General features: G+C 37.9%; 17 protein-coding genes. 3 read left to right on the top strand and 14 right to left on the bottom strand.

Annotated elements, in window-relative coordinates:
• Positions 1–26: 26 nt before the first annotated feature.
• From RE431_RS04865 to RE431_RS04855, 3 genes are all read right to left on the bottom strand, one after another.
• A complete protein-coding gene (locus RE431_RS04865) occupies positions 27–512 on the bottom strand; it encodes an acyl-CoA carboxylase biotin carboxyl carrier protein subunit (RefSeq protein WP_309560843.1) in 486 nt (161 codons plus the stop codon).
• A gap of 224 nt (positions 513–736) precedes the next feature.
• Complete coding sequence (locus tag RE431_RS04860) at positions 737–2,074, bottom strand: MBL fold metallo-hydrolase (protein WP_309560842.1); 1,338 nt, start codon at positions 2,072–2,074, stop codon at positions 737–739.
• Between the two features lie 11 nt (positions 2,075–2,085).
• The gene (locus tag RE431_RS04855) at positions 2,086–2,982 is read right to left on the bottom strand and encodes a sterol desaturase family protein (protein WP_309560841.1); all 897 of its coding nucleotides are present in this window, start codon (positions 2,980–2,982) and stop codon (positions 2,086–2,088) included.
• 165 nt (positions 2,983–3,147) lie between these two features.
• Here RE431_RS04855 and RE431_RS04850 point away from each other — a divergent pair, with 165 nt between their 5' ends.
• On the top strand, positions 3,148–4,146 hold the full coding sequence (locus RE431_RS04850; protein ID WP_309560840.1) for an aldo/keto reductase: 999 nt from the start codon (positions 3,148–3,150) through the stop codon (positions 4,144–4,146).
• Here RE431_RS04850 and RE431_RS04845 read toward each other — a convergent pair whose 3' ends face one another.
• From RE431_RS04845 to RE431_RS04795, 11 genes are all read right to left on the bottom strand, one after another.
• Positions 4,147–4,557, bottom strand: coding sequence for a hypothetical protein (locus RE431_RS04845; protein WP_309560839.1), 411 nt, complete (start codon positions 4,555–4,557; stop codon positions 4,147–4,149).
• 158 nt (positions 4,558–4,715) lie between these two features.
• On the bottom strand, positions 4,716–5,405 hold the full coding sequence (locus RE431_RS04840; RefSeq protein WP_309560838.1) for a nitroreductase family protein: 690 nt from the start codon (positions 5,403–5,405) through the stop codon (positions 4,716–4,718).
• Between the two features lie 48 nt (positions 5,406–5,453).
• A complete protein-coding gene (locus RE431_RS04835) occupies positions 5,454–6,860 on the bottom strand; it encodes a coniferyl aldehyde dehydrogenase (RefSeq protein WP_309560837.1) in 1,407 nt (468 codons plus the stop codon).
• Positions 6,853–7,668, bottom strand: a complete 816-nt coding sequence (locus RE431_RS04830) for an SDR family oxidoreductase (protein ID WP_309560836.1) — start codon at positions 7,666–7,668, stop codon at positions 6,853–6,855. Before RE431_RS04830 ends, RE431_RS04835 begins: the two co-directional genes overlap by 8 nt.
• Positions 7,669–7,738: 70 nt before the next feature.
• Positions 7,739–8,353, bottom strand: a complete 615-nt coding sequence (locus tag RE431_RS04825) for a class I SAM-dependent methyltransferase (protein WP_309560835.1) — start codon at positions 8,351–8,353, stop codon at positions 7,739–7,741.
• A gap of 19 nt (positions 8,354–8,372) precedes the next feature.
• On the bottom strand, positions 8,373–8,780 hold the full coding sequence (locus tag RE431_RS04820; RefSeq protein WP_408914507.1) for a DUF2231 domain-containing protein: 408 nt from the start codon (positions 8,778–8,780) through the stop codon (positions 8,373–8,375).
• Positions 8,781–8,860: 80 nt separating this feature from the next.
• The gene (locus RE431_RS04815; RefSeq protein WP_309560833.1) at positions 8,861–9,175 is read right to left on the bottom strand and encodes a hypothetical protein; all 315 of its coding nucleotides are present in this window, start codon (positions 9,173–9,175) and stop codon (positions 8,861–8,863) included.
• Between the two features lie 101 nt (positions 9,176–9,276).
• Positions 9,277–10,311, bottom strand: coding sequence for a cytochrome d ubiquinol oxidase subunit II (locus RE431_RS04810; RefSeq protein ID WP_309560832.1), 1,035 nt, complete (start codon positions 10,309–10,311; stop codon positions 9,277–9,279).
• Positions 10,312–10,313: 2 nt separating this feature from the next.
• Entirely contained in the window at positions 10,314–11,615 is a 1,302-nt protein-coding gene (locus tag RE431_RS04805; RefSeq protein ID WP_309560831.1) for a cytochrome ubiquinol oxidase subunit I, read from the bottom strand.
• Positions 11,616–12,137: 522 nt separating this feature from the next.
• Entirely contained in the window at positions 12,138–12,938 is an 801-nt protein-coding gene (locus RE431_RS04800) for a sulfite exporter TauE/SafE family protein (protein ID WP_309560830.1), read from the bottom strand.
• Between the two features lie 71 nt (positions 12,939–13,009).
• Positions 13,010–13,642: a Crp/Fnr family transcriptional regulator gene (locus RE431_RS04795; RefSeq protein ID WP_309560829.1), complete on the bottom strand. Its 633-nt coding sequence runs from the start codon at positions 13,640–13,642 to the stop codon at positions 13,010–13,012.
• Positions 13,643–13,912: 270 nt separating this feature from the next.
• Here RE431_RS04795 and RE431_RS04790 point away from each other — a divergent pair, with 270 nt between their 5' ends.
• Positions 13,913–15,295, top strand: coding sequence for an NAD-dependent succinate-semialdehyde dehydrogenase (locus tag RE431_RS04790; protein WP_309560828.1), 1,383 nt, complete (start codon positions 13,913–13,915; stop codon positions 15,293–15,295).
• Between the two features lie 183 nt (positions 15,296–15,478).
• A complete protein-coding gene (locus RE431_RS04785; protein WP_309560827.1) occupies positions 15,479–16,207 on the top strand; it encodes a tellurite resistance TerB family protein in 729 nt (242 codons plus the stop codon).
• Positions 16,208–16,254: the final 47 nt, after the last annotated feature.

The following is a 16,254-nucleotide window of genomic DNA, read 5'->3' as shown; positions in this document are numbered from 1 at the left end:
TCTCTTTTAAAATTCAGAAAAGCTGATTATTCCATTTCTATCAATAACTGGTTCTTTTCTACTGTTTCGCTTTTAGTAACAGTAACCGACTTTACCACTCCGTCTCGAGGAGCCGTTAAAGTATTCTCCATTTTCATCGCTTCCAGAACCAGCAAATAATCGCCTTCTTTCACCTCATCACCTTCTTTTACATTTACCTCAAGGATAAGCCCGGGCATTGGTGCTTTGATATCATTGATCTGCTGAGAACTTCCTAATGAAAGTCCCATCTCATCTATCAATTGATCCAGATCGTTATTGATCTTTACTGAATAGATATTTGAGTTAATTTTGATTTCATAATTCCTGTTCAGAAAATCCGGCTTGAAGATCTCTGCCGTAAAAGAGCGGTTATCCTTTAAAAGATGATAATTCTTATCTGAAGTTTTCTGGGTGTCCAGCGCTTTGATCTCTTCTTCTGAAAATTCAAATTCCAGCGAGTCGTTCACTTTAACCTTGTAAATTTTATCCATAAATAGCTTTATGTATTGTTATTTTTTCACCGTGGAGCGTAAATATAGAAAAAATCGAATGCTTGAAGTGTTGAAGAAATCTCAAAATATTGCGAAATATCCTGAAATAACATCTTTTGAAAAGCGGCAAGCGATAGATAAATTGAAAATTTGACATTTTCAGGTACAAAAAAACCCGGAAATTAATTCCCGGGTTCATCATCATTCATCAAATGTCTAACCAACTATTTAAAATCTTTGATATTATCACTCAGGTCATAGACCTTGGTATTTTCAAACTTATTGTCAAGAATACTGCTTCCTGCTGCAGAACGATAACCTCCTGCACAATGTACCACTACCGGTTTATGTGAAGGTATTTCGGTAGATCGCTCTCTAAGTTCATTCAATGGTACTGCGATGGCATCCTCAAATATCTTCCCTTCTGCCACCTCACTCTTATTACGAATATCCACAATAGTATAATTGTTCATATACTTTTTGAAATCTTCAACATCAATCTCTTCCATAGAATTAGAGACATCGCTGCCTAGAGTAACCACTGCCTTTAACTGCTTTTCATAACCTATTTTGGCAGTTCTTTCCAGTAGCTCCTCAATATCATCAATGCTATTTAAAACAAGGTAGAACTCCTCTTCAGGTTTAACGATCGCACCTAGCCAGGTTTCATATTTATCACTTTCAGATCGAGCCATAATATTGATACTGTTTGGCAGGTTTCCTTTTTTAAAGGCATCACCATCACGTGTATCTACAACGGTCACTCCTTCTTTTACCTCGTTTACATTCAGTCTAAGCTTATTGGCCCATTTTGTTCGCTGAACATTCTCAGGCCCGGTTTTATTGATATCAACATTAAACCCAAAATAAGAAGGAATAAATGGTTGATCTTTCAGGATCTCCTCTACAAATTCTTCTTCTGTCTGCTCTTTGAAAGCCCAGTTACCCTGGCGTTCATTTCCAAGTGTGCTGGAAGAAGCGTCACTCATATTCTTTCCGCATAAAGAACCGGCACCGTGTGCTGGATAAACCAAAGCATCATCAGGTAGATCGGTGAACTTATTTTTAATGGTATCATACATCTGCTTGGCAAGATCTATTCTTTTTGCCTTCATATTCCCAGCCTTTTCGCGAAGATCTGGTCTTCCCACATTTCCGATGAAAAGAGTGTCTCCCGTGAATAAAGCAGTTTTATCTCCTTCTGTAGCAACTACGGTGATACTATCTGGTGAATGTCCTGGAGTATTGATGGCTTTAAATTCTACATCTCCCATTTTAAGTGAATCACCATCATCAAATGATTTATGAGGATAATCTGCACCTACCAGTTTACTGGCATAAATAGTGGCACCTGTCTCTTCGTGTATCTGTAAATGACTGCTCACAAAATCTGCATGTGGATGGGTTTCAAATACCGCAACGATCTTCGCATTCTGTTCTTCAGCATATCGGTAATAATCCATCGGGTTTCTTGAAGGATCTACCAAAGCCATTTCTCCGTTGCTTACAATCGCATACGAATAATGTGCTAGCGGACTATCTTTAAATTGTTTTATGGTCATTATAATCGATTTTAAACTTTATTAGATTTTATTTCTTCTTTTCTTCGGAAAGGAAACAAGGTTTGATTTCCGAAATCTTCAGGGAAATTTTCATCTCCGCTGAAGCCTAATTCTATTTTTTTGCCACTTTTTGGAATAAAGGCCGTTCCAAAAATATAATCCCAGATGCTCAGGCTAAGCCCGAAATTCATTCCGTAAGGCCTGTCTTCTGGCAATTCCTTTGAATGATGCCAGATGTGCATTTTCGGGTTATTTAAAACATAACCTAAAGGCCCATAGCTCCAGCCAATATTTGCATGATTCAAGTGGCCTATGAATACCGCGAACATATGCACGATAAAAAATTCCTGTATTCCAAAACCTATCATCGCCAGCGGAATATATTGCACCGTTTTATAAATAATGGTTTCCATAAAATGAAACCTGAACTGTGCTGCAAACCCCATTTCCTTTACGCTATGGTGGATCTTATGAAACTCCCAAAGCCATGGTCGCCTGTGTAATTGTCTATGAACATTCCACTGCACAAAATCTGCAATTACGAACATGATCAATAATTGTGTCCAGCCGGGTAAATTTCCCAATTCTATGGCTACGATATTCTCGATCCCAAACAGGCCTAGGAAATCATTAAAAAGCTCCACTCCTACATTGCTTATCGCATTGTAACCTATGAGCGAGAACAGGAAAAAATTGAATAAGATATAGAAACTGTCCAGCCAGAAGCCTTTCCGAAATATCTCCTGATCTTTTCTCCATGGAATTACGATTTCCAGCACCCAGACCAAAAGTGACAATCCTATTAGCCAGTAGAAATAACTCGTCCACGTTGGGTGCATTATTTCATTCACGAGATAATTAAAATATCCTGTAAATGATTCGCGGATGATATCTATGTATTTCTCCAAGCTTTTCAAATTCTTACACAAAAATATAAATATAGGGAAGTTGAGGCAGTAACTTTTGTTACAGTTGTCAAGGAAAACTTAATATTCGAAAACCTTTTCTGTTAGAATCAGTTAAAGTGACCATAATTGCAAACACTTCTTTTTAAATTTAGAATTAAAAAAATTATGGGAAGAGAAGTGATAAAAGAAAAATTAGGCCTTGGCGGTGTTGCCATTGGTAACGGATTCAAGGTAATGAGCGATAAAGAATCTGAACAAACACTGGAAGCAGCCTGGGATGCAGGAGTGAGATATTATGATACCTCACCATGGTACGGACTTGGCTTAAGCGAAAGGCGTTTTGGTCATTTTCTACATAACAAAAATCGTGATGAATATATACTTACTACCAAAGTTGGCCGGGTATTAAGTGCCACTGATAACATTCCTGAAACTATCTGGAATGAGCCATCTCCATTCGATTATAAATATGATTATTCAGCTGAAGCTGTTAGAAGATCGATTGAAGACAGTTTACAGCGTATGGGCGTAAATAGAATAGATTATGTTTTTATACATGATCTTTCACCAGATCATAATGATGAATATAAAAATGGAACTACCTGGCTTGACCATTTTGAAGTTGCAAGAAAAGGTGCAATGCCAGAACTTACAAAAATGAGAGAAGAAGGATTGATCAAAGGTTGGGGATTAGGCGTTAATACTATTGAACCGATAATTAAAACTTTGGAACATACAGATGCCGATCCAGATATCTTCCTCTCAGCAATTCAATACTCTCTGGTAGATCATAAAAAATCACTGGATGAACTTTTTCCTGCCATTGAAAAACATGATGTAGGACTAATTACTGCAGCACCATTCAATGCCGGGTTGCTTTCAGGAAAAGACAGATACAATTATTCCGGAGATATGCCGAAAGATAAAGTAGACAGATTGAATGGCATAAAGGAAATAGCCAGGAAACACAAGGTAGATCTTAGTACTGCTTCACTTCAATTCTCTTATGCTCCGAAAATCGTGAATACCGTCCTTGCTGGTGCGAGTAAACCGGAACAGGTTAGGGAAAACGCTAAAGCTTTTGATGTAAAAATACCTGTAGAATTCTGGCAGGATCTTAAAAAGGAAAAACTAATAGATGAAAGAGCGGAAGTTCCTGCTTGATCAGACTTCCCGAAGCCTTAAGTATTGATTACGGCCAAAACTCAGAAAGTAAAATAGGTAGCCCAGAAAAAGCATTAATATTGTACCAAGGATAAGATTGTTTGAATTGTATTTAAAATAGATCACGAAGTATAATAATGCACAGATGATCGCTACGGGTAGAAAGTATTTGGAAAGAATAAATCCGCTTACTTCTACCCTTTTTATTTCCCCTTCCGAAATTTTAATATTTAGTGGCTGACTCCCGCACCAATCGATCCTGGCTTTTAACTGGTAATTTCCTTCAGGGATTTCGAAAGCCAGAACTTCTTTGTCTTTTATATCAGTCAGTTTTATGCCATTGATATAGATTTCAAAAGGCCTCATTTTATTGGCCCATTCAGAGTTTCTTTTAATGATAAGTTTTGGCATTTTTTATTTTCTAACTACCTGTGTAACAAATGTTACCAAAAATTAAATCTCTCCACTTTATATTGCGCGGGTTAACAGGTTAGGTGGTTTTTTGCCCCAAAGCAAAAATTTTTTCATAATTACCAAAGCGCCGGTCTCACCCTACAGAGGTCGGCGTTTTACTTATAAAACTCACTTATCTCAACCAGTTCTTTTCTATCAATATCTGGCACCAATGCTTTATCTGAAGCGTAACCAACCGGCAATAAAAGAAATGCTCTTTCATTTACCGGCCTTTTCAATAGTTTAGCGAGGAAATTCATCGGGCTTGGAGTATGAGTTAAGGTTACCAGCCCGGCATTATGAATTGCTGAGATCAGCATTCCGCAGGCAATACCTACAGATTCATTTACATAATAATTGTTGTGCTTATCTCCAGACTCATCAAATTCGTATACTTCCTTAAAGACAATGATAAGCCAGGGAGCAATTTCCAGAAATTCTTTATTGGTATCTGTTCCCAGAGGAGCGAGATCTTTTAACCAGCGTTCGCTCATACGATTATTATAATTTTCCTGTTCTTCTTTCTCGGCTGCTCTTCTAATTTCAGATTTAAGTTCCTGATTGGAAACAGCACAAAACTTCCATGGTTGCTTATGTGCTCCAGATGGAGCAGTACCAGCAGTTCTAATGATATTCATTATGACTTCTTCAGGAATATTCTTATTTGAAAAATGCCTTACCGATCTCCTTGAATTTAATGCTTCATAAAATTGCGCAGAACGTTGTAACATTTCTTCCAGGCTGATATTCTCACTTGAATAAGGAATGTGTTTAAAGCCGTTGATCAGTTTTCCGGTATCAGCCATGCGAAACATTTTTGGTTGAATTCAAATTTAAAAAAAGTGGTTGAAACATCAGGCTTTGGTAATGCTACCCATAAATTTGATCAGTCTCTTTTTCAATTCGGTGAAAGGCGGATGTAAAAAATCTGATGCCGCGATTCTTTTTTGATGCATTACAGCTCGTTTTTTTGAGAAAGTCTTGAAACCATCAAAGCCATGATAATGACCCATTCCACTAGCTCCCACTCCACCAAAAGGAAGGTTATGCTGGGCGAGGTGATATACAGTATCATTAATTAAAACTCCGCCAGACATAGTATATTTTAAAAGTTTATTGATCCTTTTCTTATTATCATCAAAATAATACAGCGCTAATGGTTTAGGGCTGTTATTCACATATTCAATAGACGTATCCAGGTTCTCCAAATTCACAATTGGCAGGATGGGACCAAAGATTTCCTCTTGCATTAAATCCATTTCATCTGAAACATTGAAAACCAGTTTGGGCGTCATCAACCCCGCTACCTGCTTTTCGGAATTGATCAGTTCAATTATTTTTGCTCCTTTCCCTTTCGCATCTTCAAGTAAAGCTTCCAAACGCTTATAGTGATCCTGATTAATGATGCGGCTGTATTGCTCACTATTGAATATGTCTGGATAGAACTTTTTCACTATTTCTTTTACCTCCTTTTCAAATTCAGTATTTAATGAAGTGGGCAAGATCACATAATCTGTTGCCACACAGGTTTGCCCGCAATTAAATAGTTTGCCAGCCATTATCCTTTTCGCCGCCAATTTTGATGAATAAGATTCATGAATAATTGCCGGAGATTTTCCTCCCAACTCTAGAGTAACCGGGGTTAAATTTGGCGCAGCTGCAGCCATGATAAGTTTTCCTATACGTGTTGAGCCCGTAAAGAATAAATGATCAAATGGCATCGCTGAAAACTCTTTTGCAACCTCAGCATCACCGGTTACGCAGTGGATATATTCTTCAGGAAAGTTTGAATTGATAATTTCCTTTATCACCTCAGCCGATTCAGGAGCAATTTCTGAAGGCTTGATAATGGCATGGTTTCCGGCAGCGATGGCATCGACTAACGGACTTAAACTTAATAAGACCTGATAATTCCATGCTCCCATAATTCCTACCGAACCTAAAGGCTGAAACTGGTAATAAGCAGAACTTGGTAATAAAAACCAGGCTCCCTGAACATATCTTCGCTTTGCCCAGCTTCTAATGTTTTTCATCGCATGGCTAATTTCATCCTGCAATGGGAAAATTTCCAGGAACAAGGTTTCTTCCCTGGACCTTAATCCAAAATCTTTATAAACCGCGTCAATCAATCTTTCTTTATTTTCCTCAACAACATCTGAAAGCTTTTTCAGGTTTTTCAGCCTGGTCTTGACATCTGGTGGTGATTTTTTAAAAGCAGATTTTTGCTTATCAAGCAAGTTCCTTAATTCAGTCTTATTCATTGTTTCTACCTTTAAATTTATCCATGGAGCTATAAATCCCAAAAAATCTTCCTATCACAATATCCAGTAATCTTTTGGGCAAAATACCTTTAACTAACGGAAGCGTATATATAATTTTGGGAGTTCTAAGAATGATGCTGTCATTTTCTATCGCCTTTATAATTTTTGAAACTACCTTTTCAGGTTTCAAAAGTGGAATTACAGGCGATTCAACTCCGCGAAACATTCCGGTATCTATATAATATGGGGTTACGGTTAATACTTTCACTCCGGTATTGCCTCGTTCCATTTCCAGTCTTAAAGAATCAGACCAGCCGGTCATCGCCCATTTACTGGCACAGTAAACCGACATTCCCGGATTTGAAAGCATACTGGCTGCAGAAGAAATGTTTATGATATGCCCCTGTTTCTTATCAAGCATAGCTGGCAGTAACAGGCTCGTGAGTTTCATGGGAGCTATAGAGTTGACTTGCATATTGCGATCTATATCAGTTAAAGAATGCTCTCTAAAACTCTTGCCGGTAACAATACCTGCGTTATTAATTAAAATATCAAACTGAAGTCCTTTAAGTTCAATTTTTTCAACTGCAGATTTCAGTTCGTCTTCCTTAGAAATATCTGTGGTAATACAGGTGATATTACAATCTGAGCCAAAAAATTCAGCTTCTATTTTTTTAAGCGCAGCAGAATTGAGGTCCAGAATTATAAGATTTGAAGCCGATCTTTTAATAGCGGCTTTAAGCATAAGTAAACCTATACCTGAAGCACCTCCTGTAATAAGTACGGTTTTATTCGTGAATTTCGTCAAGGGCTCAAAAAATGTATGAGCTTAAAAATAGCGCTTTTAAATAGAAATCACGGAATTATTAATAATTGAATTATTTCCTTCGGAAAAGTCCGAAAGTGAAATTCTGCACCGCATCCCAGGGAGTCTTGTGATCCAGGTTCTCCAAACGAACGATCTCAAAATCCTTTTCAAACAACTTCTCCATTTGTTCTGAAGAGTATTTCTTGATCTCTATTCCGCTACATTTATCGGGTCCATTTTCAGAAAAGGTTCCCAGAATAAGATATCCACCAGATCTAAGTGATGTTTTTAAGTTTGATATATAATCTTTTACTTTATCCTCATCGGTGAGAAAATGAAAAGCTGCTCGATCATGCCATACTTCATATTCAGAAGAAAATTGATTGGCAGTCACATCATTAACTATCCATTCCACATCTTCAGCTTTTTCACCTAATCTTGACTTCGCTTTCTTTATGGCAGTTTCCGAAATATCCAATACACTAAGCTTACTATAACCTAAATCCAATAGGTTATCTACCAGGTAACTATTACCTCCACCTATGTCAATAATTGGAGCCTCTTTTGAAAGGCCTAATGACTGGATGATATTTATTGAAGTTTCGGGCTTCTCCTGGAACCAGCTGGTCTCCTCGAAATTCTTTTTAGAATAGATATTTTCCCAGTGTGATTTAAGATCGGTCATTTATTTTGTGTTTTAATATCTAATTAAATTCTGAACAATCTTCAGAAGGAATGTTCACGCCTGCTGCCTGCTGATAAACCAATTCAGCACCAAGATGCCCAACATAAGTTAATGTTCCTGAACCGGCAAGTATTAAAATTACAAGTAAAACTGAAGTGATCCTATTTTTTAAAAGATCTACATACTTCATTAAGAATTCCAGAATCAATGTAGCGGTAAAGATCCAGGCAGTAGTGTAAGCAAAATTTTCATGCTCTTTTAATACGGTTGGATCACAGAGTTGTCTTGATACAATCCCATCGGCCAGATCACCGGTGTAAATCGCAATCCATACTCCAATCACTCCAAGTAACAAAAGGAAACGACCACCGTGGTCCCATGTGATTTTAGAAGACCATAAACCAATCAGTTTAAAAAGTGTTGCCATTAGCAGTAAAACGATCGGAAAATGAACGGACAGAGGATGAAACACCTCTGTCCGAAAGAATTCTGGTAATTCGTTCATTGTTATTCCAGGATTTTAACTGAAATAGGATCCAGTCTTTTTCCATTCTTTTCAACTTCTACTTCTACTTTCTGACCTTCTTTAAGCTCTGAAAATTCTACTTCACTTCCGTTTTTCATTAAACTGGTAGTTTCAGTAAAATACAATTCAAGAGTTTTGTCATCATCAGTAGAAACATAAATCTCAGTTTTATCTGCTTCCACCTCCTTAATCGTTCCCTGGTAAGTTCCTGACTCTACAACATCTGTACTTTCACCACAGGCAATAAATAACATAATTGCACTTAGAAACAATCCTTTTGTAATCAACGTTCTCATTTTCTTCTGTTTTTAATTAGATATCAAAAATTAAAGTACCTAAAAAACCTGCTATCACCAAGATCGCAAAGGCTTTTAAACATTTTTTAGCAATTCAGAGTTTAATCTTTATCCGATTTTGGACTCGGAATTCTAATCATATTAAAAGATTTCATCAGGTGAAATAAGCCAGGTAAAATAACGCCTCCACCAATAAGCAAAGAGATCGCCAGAACTTTTATCACTGATTCCGGAGCTGTTCCTTCCAGCATATTCACTTCAACAGACTTGGTAATGATCAAATTAGGGAAATGCGTATTCACGGCTGCGAAAATCACCAGCATGATCTGCATACCTGCATAGATCCTGGTAAGAATACTATGCCTTCTTTTTATGGCTCTCCAAAGCGGAATAAGCAATAACGCTGAAAGACCAATACTGGCAAGAGAAATCTTATTCAAAAGAAAATCTTTTACGAATACCATATCGGTTATATAGCCATACGCCAATACTGCTCCGCCGATAATCACAAGTACCACAGTGAAAATTCCGGATTTGCGGCTATACATTTTTCTAATATCTCCGGAGGTTTCCCCGATCAATAATGTTGAGGCAAGAAAAGCACATAAGGCCGCATAGAACAGCCCGGTTAAAAATGTGAAGATATTCAACCAGGGATCCATAAATATCTCAGCAAAAGTAGTGTTTGAATAATCCTGAGTTACTACGATCTTTCCACTTACCAATGCACCGAAAGACATTCCCAGGAAAATAGGAGTAATAAGACTTGAAATTCTGAACATCCGGTTATACCAATCCTGAGAGCGATCTACCACAGCATCATAATGCCTGAATATAAAAGCAACACCACGCATAGTAATGCCTAGTAATACCAGGGTTAATGGAATATGCAGGTAAATAATAATAATATTGAAATATTCAGGAAAGGCGATCCATAAGATGACGATAAGAATGATGAGCCAGATATGGTTGGCTTCCCATATAGGTCCCATTATTTTATAGATTGTATCCCTGTTCAGTTTTTTATTTTCTCGCGACGAAAACAACTCCACGATACCTGCACCAAAATCTGCACCGCCCAGAAGAACATATAGGAAAAGAGAAAAGAAGGTAAAGAATAATACAACGTATAACATAGCTAGACATTTGAGTTATTAAGTACCTTGATCTGCCTGTGCATTAACCAGGTCACCGTGATGGCGAGAATTGTGTAAACTGCGACGTAAATATAAAAACTATATTCCAGGCCTGGCATAGGCGTTACTGCTTCTGATGTACGCATGATATTGTAAACTATCCATGGTTGCCTACCAACTTCGGTCACCACCCAGCCGGCTTCCACAGCTATAAAGCCTAACGGACTCAACAGTGCAAAAAGCCACCAGTATTTTCTGTTTTCCATCCAGCTTTTTTTCTTAAGGCTTATAAAGTAGATAAGCGCGGCAAGCATGAGTAAAGATCCAATTCCCACCATCGTCTGGAAGGCATAATGCACAATAGGAACAGGCGGCAGATCTTCTTCAGGAAAATCATTTAATCCCTGCACTTCTGCATCAAAATCACCAAATGCCAGAAATGATAATGCGTTAGGAATTTCAATCTTATGTGTAACTTCTTTGTTTTCTTCGTCAACCAGTCCGCCAATGAATAATGGAGCTCCTTTCTCGGTTTCGTAATGCGCTTCCATGGCGGCCAGTTTTACCGGCTGTCTTTCAGCTACATCTTTAGCTGAAATATCACCGCTTATAGGTTGCAACAAGGCGGCAATTCCACCAAAGAAAATAGCAATTTTAAATGCCTCAATATGAAGTGCTGTTCTTTTCTTTCTGAGTATCTGAAAAGCATGAATTCCGGCAACCGCAAAACCAGTTGCTGCAAAAGCGGCTAAGGTCATGTGAAGCGCCTGAGTAAACCAGGCATCATTTAGAAATGCCTTTACGGGATCTATATTTACAAATTCACCATTCACCACATCAAATCCAGTTGGCGAATTCATCCAGGCGTTTGCTGAAACAACCAGTATCCCAGACACAACCCCGGAAATCCCGATAATGATCCCGGTAATCCAGTGAAAAGTTTCAGGTAACTTTTTCCAGCCGTAAAGGTAAAATCCAAGCGCTATCGCTTCTACAAAGAATGCAGCGCCTTCCAGGGAAAATGGCATCCCAATTACCGGCCCAGCATGTTTCATAAATTCCGGCCATAGCATCCCAAGTTCAAAAGAGAGGGCGGTTCCAGAAACTGCGCCAGTAACAAAGAATATGGCCACGCCACGTTGCCAGGCTTTGGTGAGATCTAAATAAACCGGATTTCGTGTATTTAACCACTTACGGTGAGATACCACCATAAAAAAAGGCATCACCATGCCAATACACGCAAAAATTATATGAAATCCGAGGGTAAATGCCATTTGAAGTCTGGCGAAATCGAGGTTTTCCATCAATGGAATTTTTTCGTTAGCAATCCCTCATTTAAAATGAAGAATCACACTATTCTTTCGGCCAATAAATTTACGGAAAAATAGAGGTTTGGCCTTATCACTTTCCGCCTAATTTCGGACAATTTCGAAATAAATTCCTTGAGAAGAAATTGAATACTAGATGCTAAAAATATCCGGATAACTGAGCGAAATAACCATTCTAAACGGAGCCTTAACCTAAACTATTCTAGCTCCCGTTGAGGAGAAGGTTTTATCTGGTTGCAACGCGGAGTTGTGCGTGCATTTGTTTCCCCCCAAACCTAACTCCTGAAAAACATGCTCAGAAATCCGGATAAATAACATTTGAATCTTCTATTTTTTACTTCATGCAAACAATATCCTGAATCATCTCAGGAAACTTAAACATGTAGTCTTTAAGGGGGGGAGTAAGGGAGTAATCTATATTTCGGCAAGTATAAAAATACACTAATTACCTGATATACAATATTCATCAAGCTTTAAAAGCCATTTTTTAACACAGAATTAAAATAATTCATTCCACATGATATAGATCCCCATTAATAATACGAACCAACCGAATCCTTTTTTCAGCTTTTTACCATCGATAAAATTATTTAAATAAACACCCAGCCAGATCCCGGCGATAGAAAGTCCTGTGAAAATCATCAAAAACATCCAGTCTATCTCCATGTTTTGAACATCTCCAATAAAGCCTATCAGCGATTTAACGGCAATGATCAAAAGCGACGTGGCCACCGCCTTTTTCATAGGAAGTTTTGCCAGAATTACCAAAGCAGGGATTATTAAAAATCCGCCTCCTGCTCCAACTATACCTGTTAACAACCCAACCACTAATCCTTCTATTATAATTAGGGGATAGTTATAATTTACTTTTTCCTCTTCCAGGTTTCTGCCATTGCTTTTTTCCTTGATCATGGAAATTGAAGCGATCACCATTATAATGGCGAAAAAGAGCATGATCCCAATATTCTTTGTTATTGTAAATCCTGAAACAGTAAAGATCTCTTCAGGAATCGCAGGAACCAGATATTTACGGGTAAGATATACCGATATAAAGGCAGGAATAGCAAATACGATCGCCGTTCTAAAATCGATAAGTTTCTTTGGAATATTTCTAATTGCTCCAACCAACGAAGAAGTTCCCACAACAAATAGAGAATATGCTGTAGCGGTCACAGGATTAATTGCCATTAGATATACCAGCACCGGAACTGTAAGTATTGATCCGCCACCGCCAATCAATCCTAATACAACCCCAATTAATAATGCTCCAAAGTAACCTAGAATTTCAAGTATATCCATCTCGTGATTTATTTAGGGCAAATGTATCCTGTATCCCAGGCGCCCACAGTAACAAGTGTTACAAAGGTTTTTTAAAGGTCCAGAACCGTAATATGATTTCTTTGCAGGGAGATCTTTCCATCCTTCTCAAGCTTTTTCAACAACCTGGAAACCACAACCCTTGAGGTATGTAGATCATAAGCTATTTCCTGGTGAGTCACCTGCAAATTTTCATTCCGGTTAATCTTTACTTTATCGCGTAGATATCTCATCAAGCGCTCATCCATATTCAAAAATGCGATGGTATCGATAGTATCAAGCATTTCTGAAAGTCGGGTATGGTAAGATTCAAAAACAAAATTTCTCCATGACTTATACTTTGCGGTCCACTCTTCCATTTTAGAAATTGGGATCATGACCAGAGTAGTATCATTTTCAGCAACCGCACGAATTTCACTTTTGGTTTGCCCTAAACAGCAATTAAGTGTCATCGCACAAGTATCTCCCCTTTCCAGGAAATAAAGCAACAGCTCGTCACCATCACTGTCTTCTCTTAGAATTTTAATAGCTCCTTTTAAAAGCAAAGGCATACCGGTAACATATTCGCCAATCTCAATGATCTTCTCCCCGGCAGCAACCTTTTTAAGGGTTCCGTTCTCAACAATATCATCTATCAATTCTTTTTCAAAGAGGAATCCATAAGCCTCTTCCAATTCAGTACGCATGGGAAAAATTGTTTGTTACGTAAAATTAGGAAGAATATTCAAGAATAAAACCTAGCGGTGAGGTAGACTAATAGTTTATAGATATTGAAATTATTCTTATGCCGCTACTCATTCAGAATTCAGCAAAAATGAAATTCAACCTCGAAATTTTATCAAAACTTTAAACTGAAAGGGCTCAAACCTTCCATTGTTTAACAGCCCGTTATCATACTGCTGCAGACATTCTAATTATCTTTATTCAAAAGAAAATTGCTATAAAAAAGAAGAATTATGTCTGAAGAAAAAATGCTAAAAACAACGAATCCGGCAACCGGAAAGGCACTGAAAGAATACAAAATGATGACAGATGCTGAAATGAAGTCTGCCATTGAATCCTGCCACGAAGCTTTTTTAAAGTGGAAAGCAAAACCAGCACAAGAACGTGCGAAGGTTATTAGTAAGATCGGGGAAAAGATCGCCGAGCATAAAGATGAGCTCGTGAAGCTGATGACCAATGAAATGGGAAAACTCTTAAAACAGGGTGAACAGGAAGTAGACCTTTGTTCCGGAATTTGTGAATACACCGCCAAGAATGGTCCTGACAGTCTTAAAGATGAAGAACGTGAATTACCTGAAGGTGGAAAGGGATTTATCACCCATTCTCCACTTGGAGTTATTTACGGAATCCAACCATGGAATTTTCCGAGTTACCAGGTAGTAAGATATTCTATCGCTAACCTGATGGCAGGAAACGGAGTTTTGCTTAAGCATGCTGAAAATGTTACCGGTAGTGCATTATTGTTAGAGAAAATTTATTTGGAAGCAGGACTGCCAGAAAATCTTTTTAAAGTTTTGTTGATCTCTCACGATCAAAGTGATGCGGTAATTGAAAATAAACTGGTACGCGGAGTAACCCTTACCGGAAGCCCGGATGCTGGAAAGATTATTGGAAAGAAAGCAGGAGAAAACTTAAAGAAAACTGTACTTGAACTGGGAAGTAACGATGCTTATATTGTGCTGGAAGATGCCGATATCGAGCTAGCCGTTGAAACCTGCGTGCAGGGTAGAGTTTATAATAACGGAGAAACCTGTGTCGCTGCAAAACGCTTTATCGTGGTAGACAAAGTTTATGACCAATTCAAAGAAGCATTTGTGAAGCAAATGTCTAACATCAAGGCCGGAGATCCTACCAAGGAAGATTCTGACATAGGACCTATGGCGAGAAAAGATCTACGTGACGAATTACATGAACAGGTAGAGGAAAGTGTGAAACAGGGAGCCAAAATTCTCTGTGGAGGAAAAATGCCAGATGGTGATGGGTACTTCTACCCTGCCACTGTGCTTGATGAATTAAAACCTGGAATGCCGGCATATGATGATGAGCTTTTTGGGCCGGTTGCTTCCCTGATCAAAGCAAAAGATGCTGAAGACGCCATGGATATTGCAAATTCAAGTAGATTTGGACTTGGTGGAGGAATATTTTCTAAAGATGAAGAAAAAGCAAAAGACCTGGCTAAATATCATTTTGACACAGGAATGGTTTTTATAAACTCCTTCGGGCTTGCTAAACCAAATATGCCATTTGGAGGAGTGAAAGATTCTGGTTACGGAAGAGAACATGGAACATTTGGACTGCATGAATTTGTTAATATCAAGGCAGTGATGATGGCCTAGAAAAAAATCAAAGAATTTTATAACTGAAAACCGGAGCATTAGTTCCGGTTTTTTTTATGCCTAAAGGCGACTTAATTATTTAAATAAAGATTATTTATGTGACTGATTTTCAGTATATTTAAAACTTTCTCCCCCCGATTGTCTCCTATCGAAAATTTTGTTCAACTTTAAAATCGAGCTTTCATGGAATTCAATCTTGCTGAAAAATTAGCCATTGTAAAAGACATAGACCGGGTGATCCTGGCAGATAACAAGGTAGAGAACGGTGAAATGGAATACCTCGGGCAATTAATGAAATTACTGGAATTCGATTCTGAATTTGTAGAGGAAGCTAGAAAATTCAATATTCAACAGGCTAATGGGATCCTGGAAAATATGAGCGAAGCAAAAAAACATTCGCTTGCCATCATGCTGCATGAAATGGCGTATGCTGATGGTGACATGGGCAGAGAAGAATTAAAACTGCTTTTTAATGTTTTTGAAGATGTTGGCATCAAGATCGAAAAACCCGGAAACACACTTTCAGTATTTGATATTTCAGACATCTATTTCAGGTCTTCGAGACAAGTGGTTTATTATAAAAACGATGGAATTTCAGAATCCAATTCCGGAGTAAAACGCGCCATTAAGATAGAACCTCATATTGATGGAAAAAAAGGATTTTCGGTAACTACATTTAATGTGGATGGCTTAAACTTTCTCTGGGGAAAAAAAGTAGAAATGGCCGCTAAACAAATGGAGGTGATAGAATTGGGTGCAAATTTAACCATTCTTAGGGGTTATGACGATCTTCATAATTCAACTGAAAATCATTCAAATTATAGATTAAGCATTTTTCATTCTTCAGAAGAGATAGAAAAGATCATTTTACACCAAATGCGTGAGCAAATTGAAATTGAATACCTGAAGTAAAAACCATTTACTGACGACACGTTAATTTTTACAGAATTTGGAATTAA

Origin of the sequence: Christiangramia sediminicola (genome assembly GCF_031344135.1) — a bacterium.
GTDB classification, from domain to species: domain Bacteria; phylum Bacteroidota; class Bacteroidia; order Flavobacteriales; family Flavobacteriaceae; genus Christiangramia; species Christiangramia sediminicola.
Note: the sequence above shows the minus strand (reverse complement) of the source record. Positions and strands in the feature narration are given on the sequence as shown.

What these genes read in the sequence shown, in the direction of transcription:
- RE431_RS04795 (WP_309560829.1), bottom strand. Translation starts at nt 13,642, where the DNA reads ATGCGTACTGAATTGGAAGAGGCTTATGGATTCCTCTTTGAAAAAGAA.
- RE431_RS04840 (WP_309560838.1), bottom strand. Translation starts at nt 5,405, where the DNA reads ATGGCTGATACCGGAAAACTGATCAACGGCTTTAAACACATTCCTTAT.
- RE431_RS04860 (WP_309560842.1), bottom strand. Translation starts at nt 2,074, where the DNA reads ATGACCATAAAACAATTTAAAGATAGTCCGCTAGCACATTATTCGTAT.
- RE431_RS04800 (WP_309560830.1), bottom strand. Translation starts at nt 12,938, where the DNA reads ATGGATATACTTGAAATTCTAGGTTACTTTGGAGCATTATTAATTGGG.
- RE431_RS04865 (WP_309560843.1), bottom strand. Translation starts at nt 512, where the DNA reads ATGGATAAAATTTACAAGGTTAAAGTGAACGACTCGCTGGAATTTGAA.
- RE431_RS04785 (WP_309560827.1), top strand. Translation starts at nt 15,479, where the DNA reads ATGGAATTCAATCTTGCTGAAAAATTAGCCATTGTAAAAGACATAGAC.
- RE431_RS04815 (WP_309560833.1), bottom strand. Translation starts at nt 9,175, where the DNA reads ATGAGAACGTTGATTACAAAAGGATTGTTTCTAAGTGCAATTATGTTA.
- RE431_RS04810 (WP_309560832.1), bottom strand. Translation starts at nt 10,311, where the DNA reads ATGTTATACGTTGTATTATTCTTTACCTTCTTTTCTCTTTTCCTATAT.
- RE431_RS04805 (WP_309560831.1), bottom strand. Translation starts at nt 11,615, where the DNA reads ATGGAAAACCTCGATTTCGCCAGACTTCAAATGGCATTTACCCTCGGA.
- RE431_RS04790 (WP_309560828.1), top strand. Translation starts at nt 13,913, where the DNA reads ATGTCTGAAGAAAAAATGCTAAAAACAACGAATCCGGCAACCGGAAAG.
- RE431_RS04820 (WP_408914507.1), bottom strand. Translation starts at nt 8,780, where the DNA reads ATGGCAACACTTTTTAAACTGATTGGTTTATGGTCTTCTAAAATCACA.
- RE431_RS04825 (WP_309560835.1), bottom strand. Translation starts at nt 8,353, where the DNA reads ATGACCGATCTTAAATCACACTGGGAAAATATCTATTCTAAAAAGAAT.
- RE431_RS04835 (WP_309560837.1), bottom strand. Translation starts at nt 6,860, where the DNA reads ATGAATAAGACTGAATTAAGGAACTTGCTTGATAAGCAAAAATCTGCT.
- RE431_RS04850 (WP_309560840.1), top strand. Translation starts at nt 3,148, where the DNA reads ATGGGAAGAGAAGTGATAAAAGAAAAATTAGGCCTTGGCGGTGTTGCC.
- RE431_RS04845 (WP_309560839.1), bottom strand. Translation starts at nt 4,557, where the DNA reads ATGCCAAAACTTATCATTAAAAGAAACTCTGAATGGGCCAATAAAATG.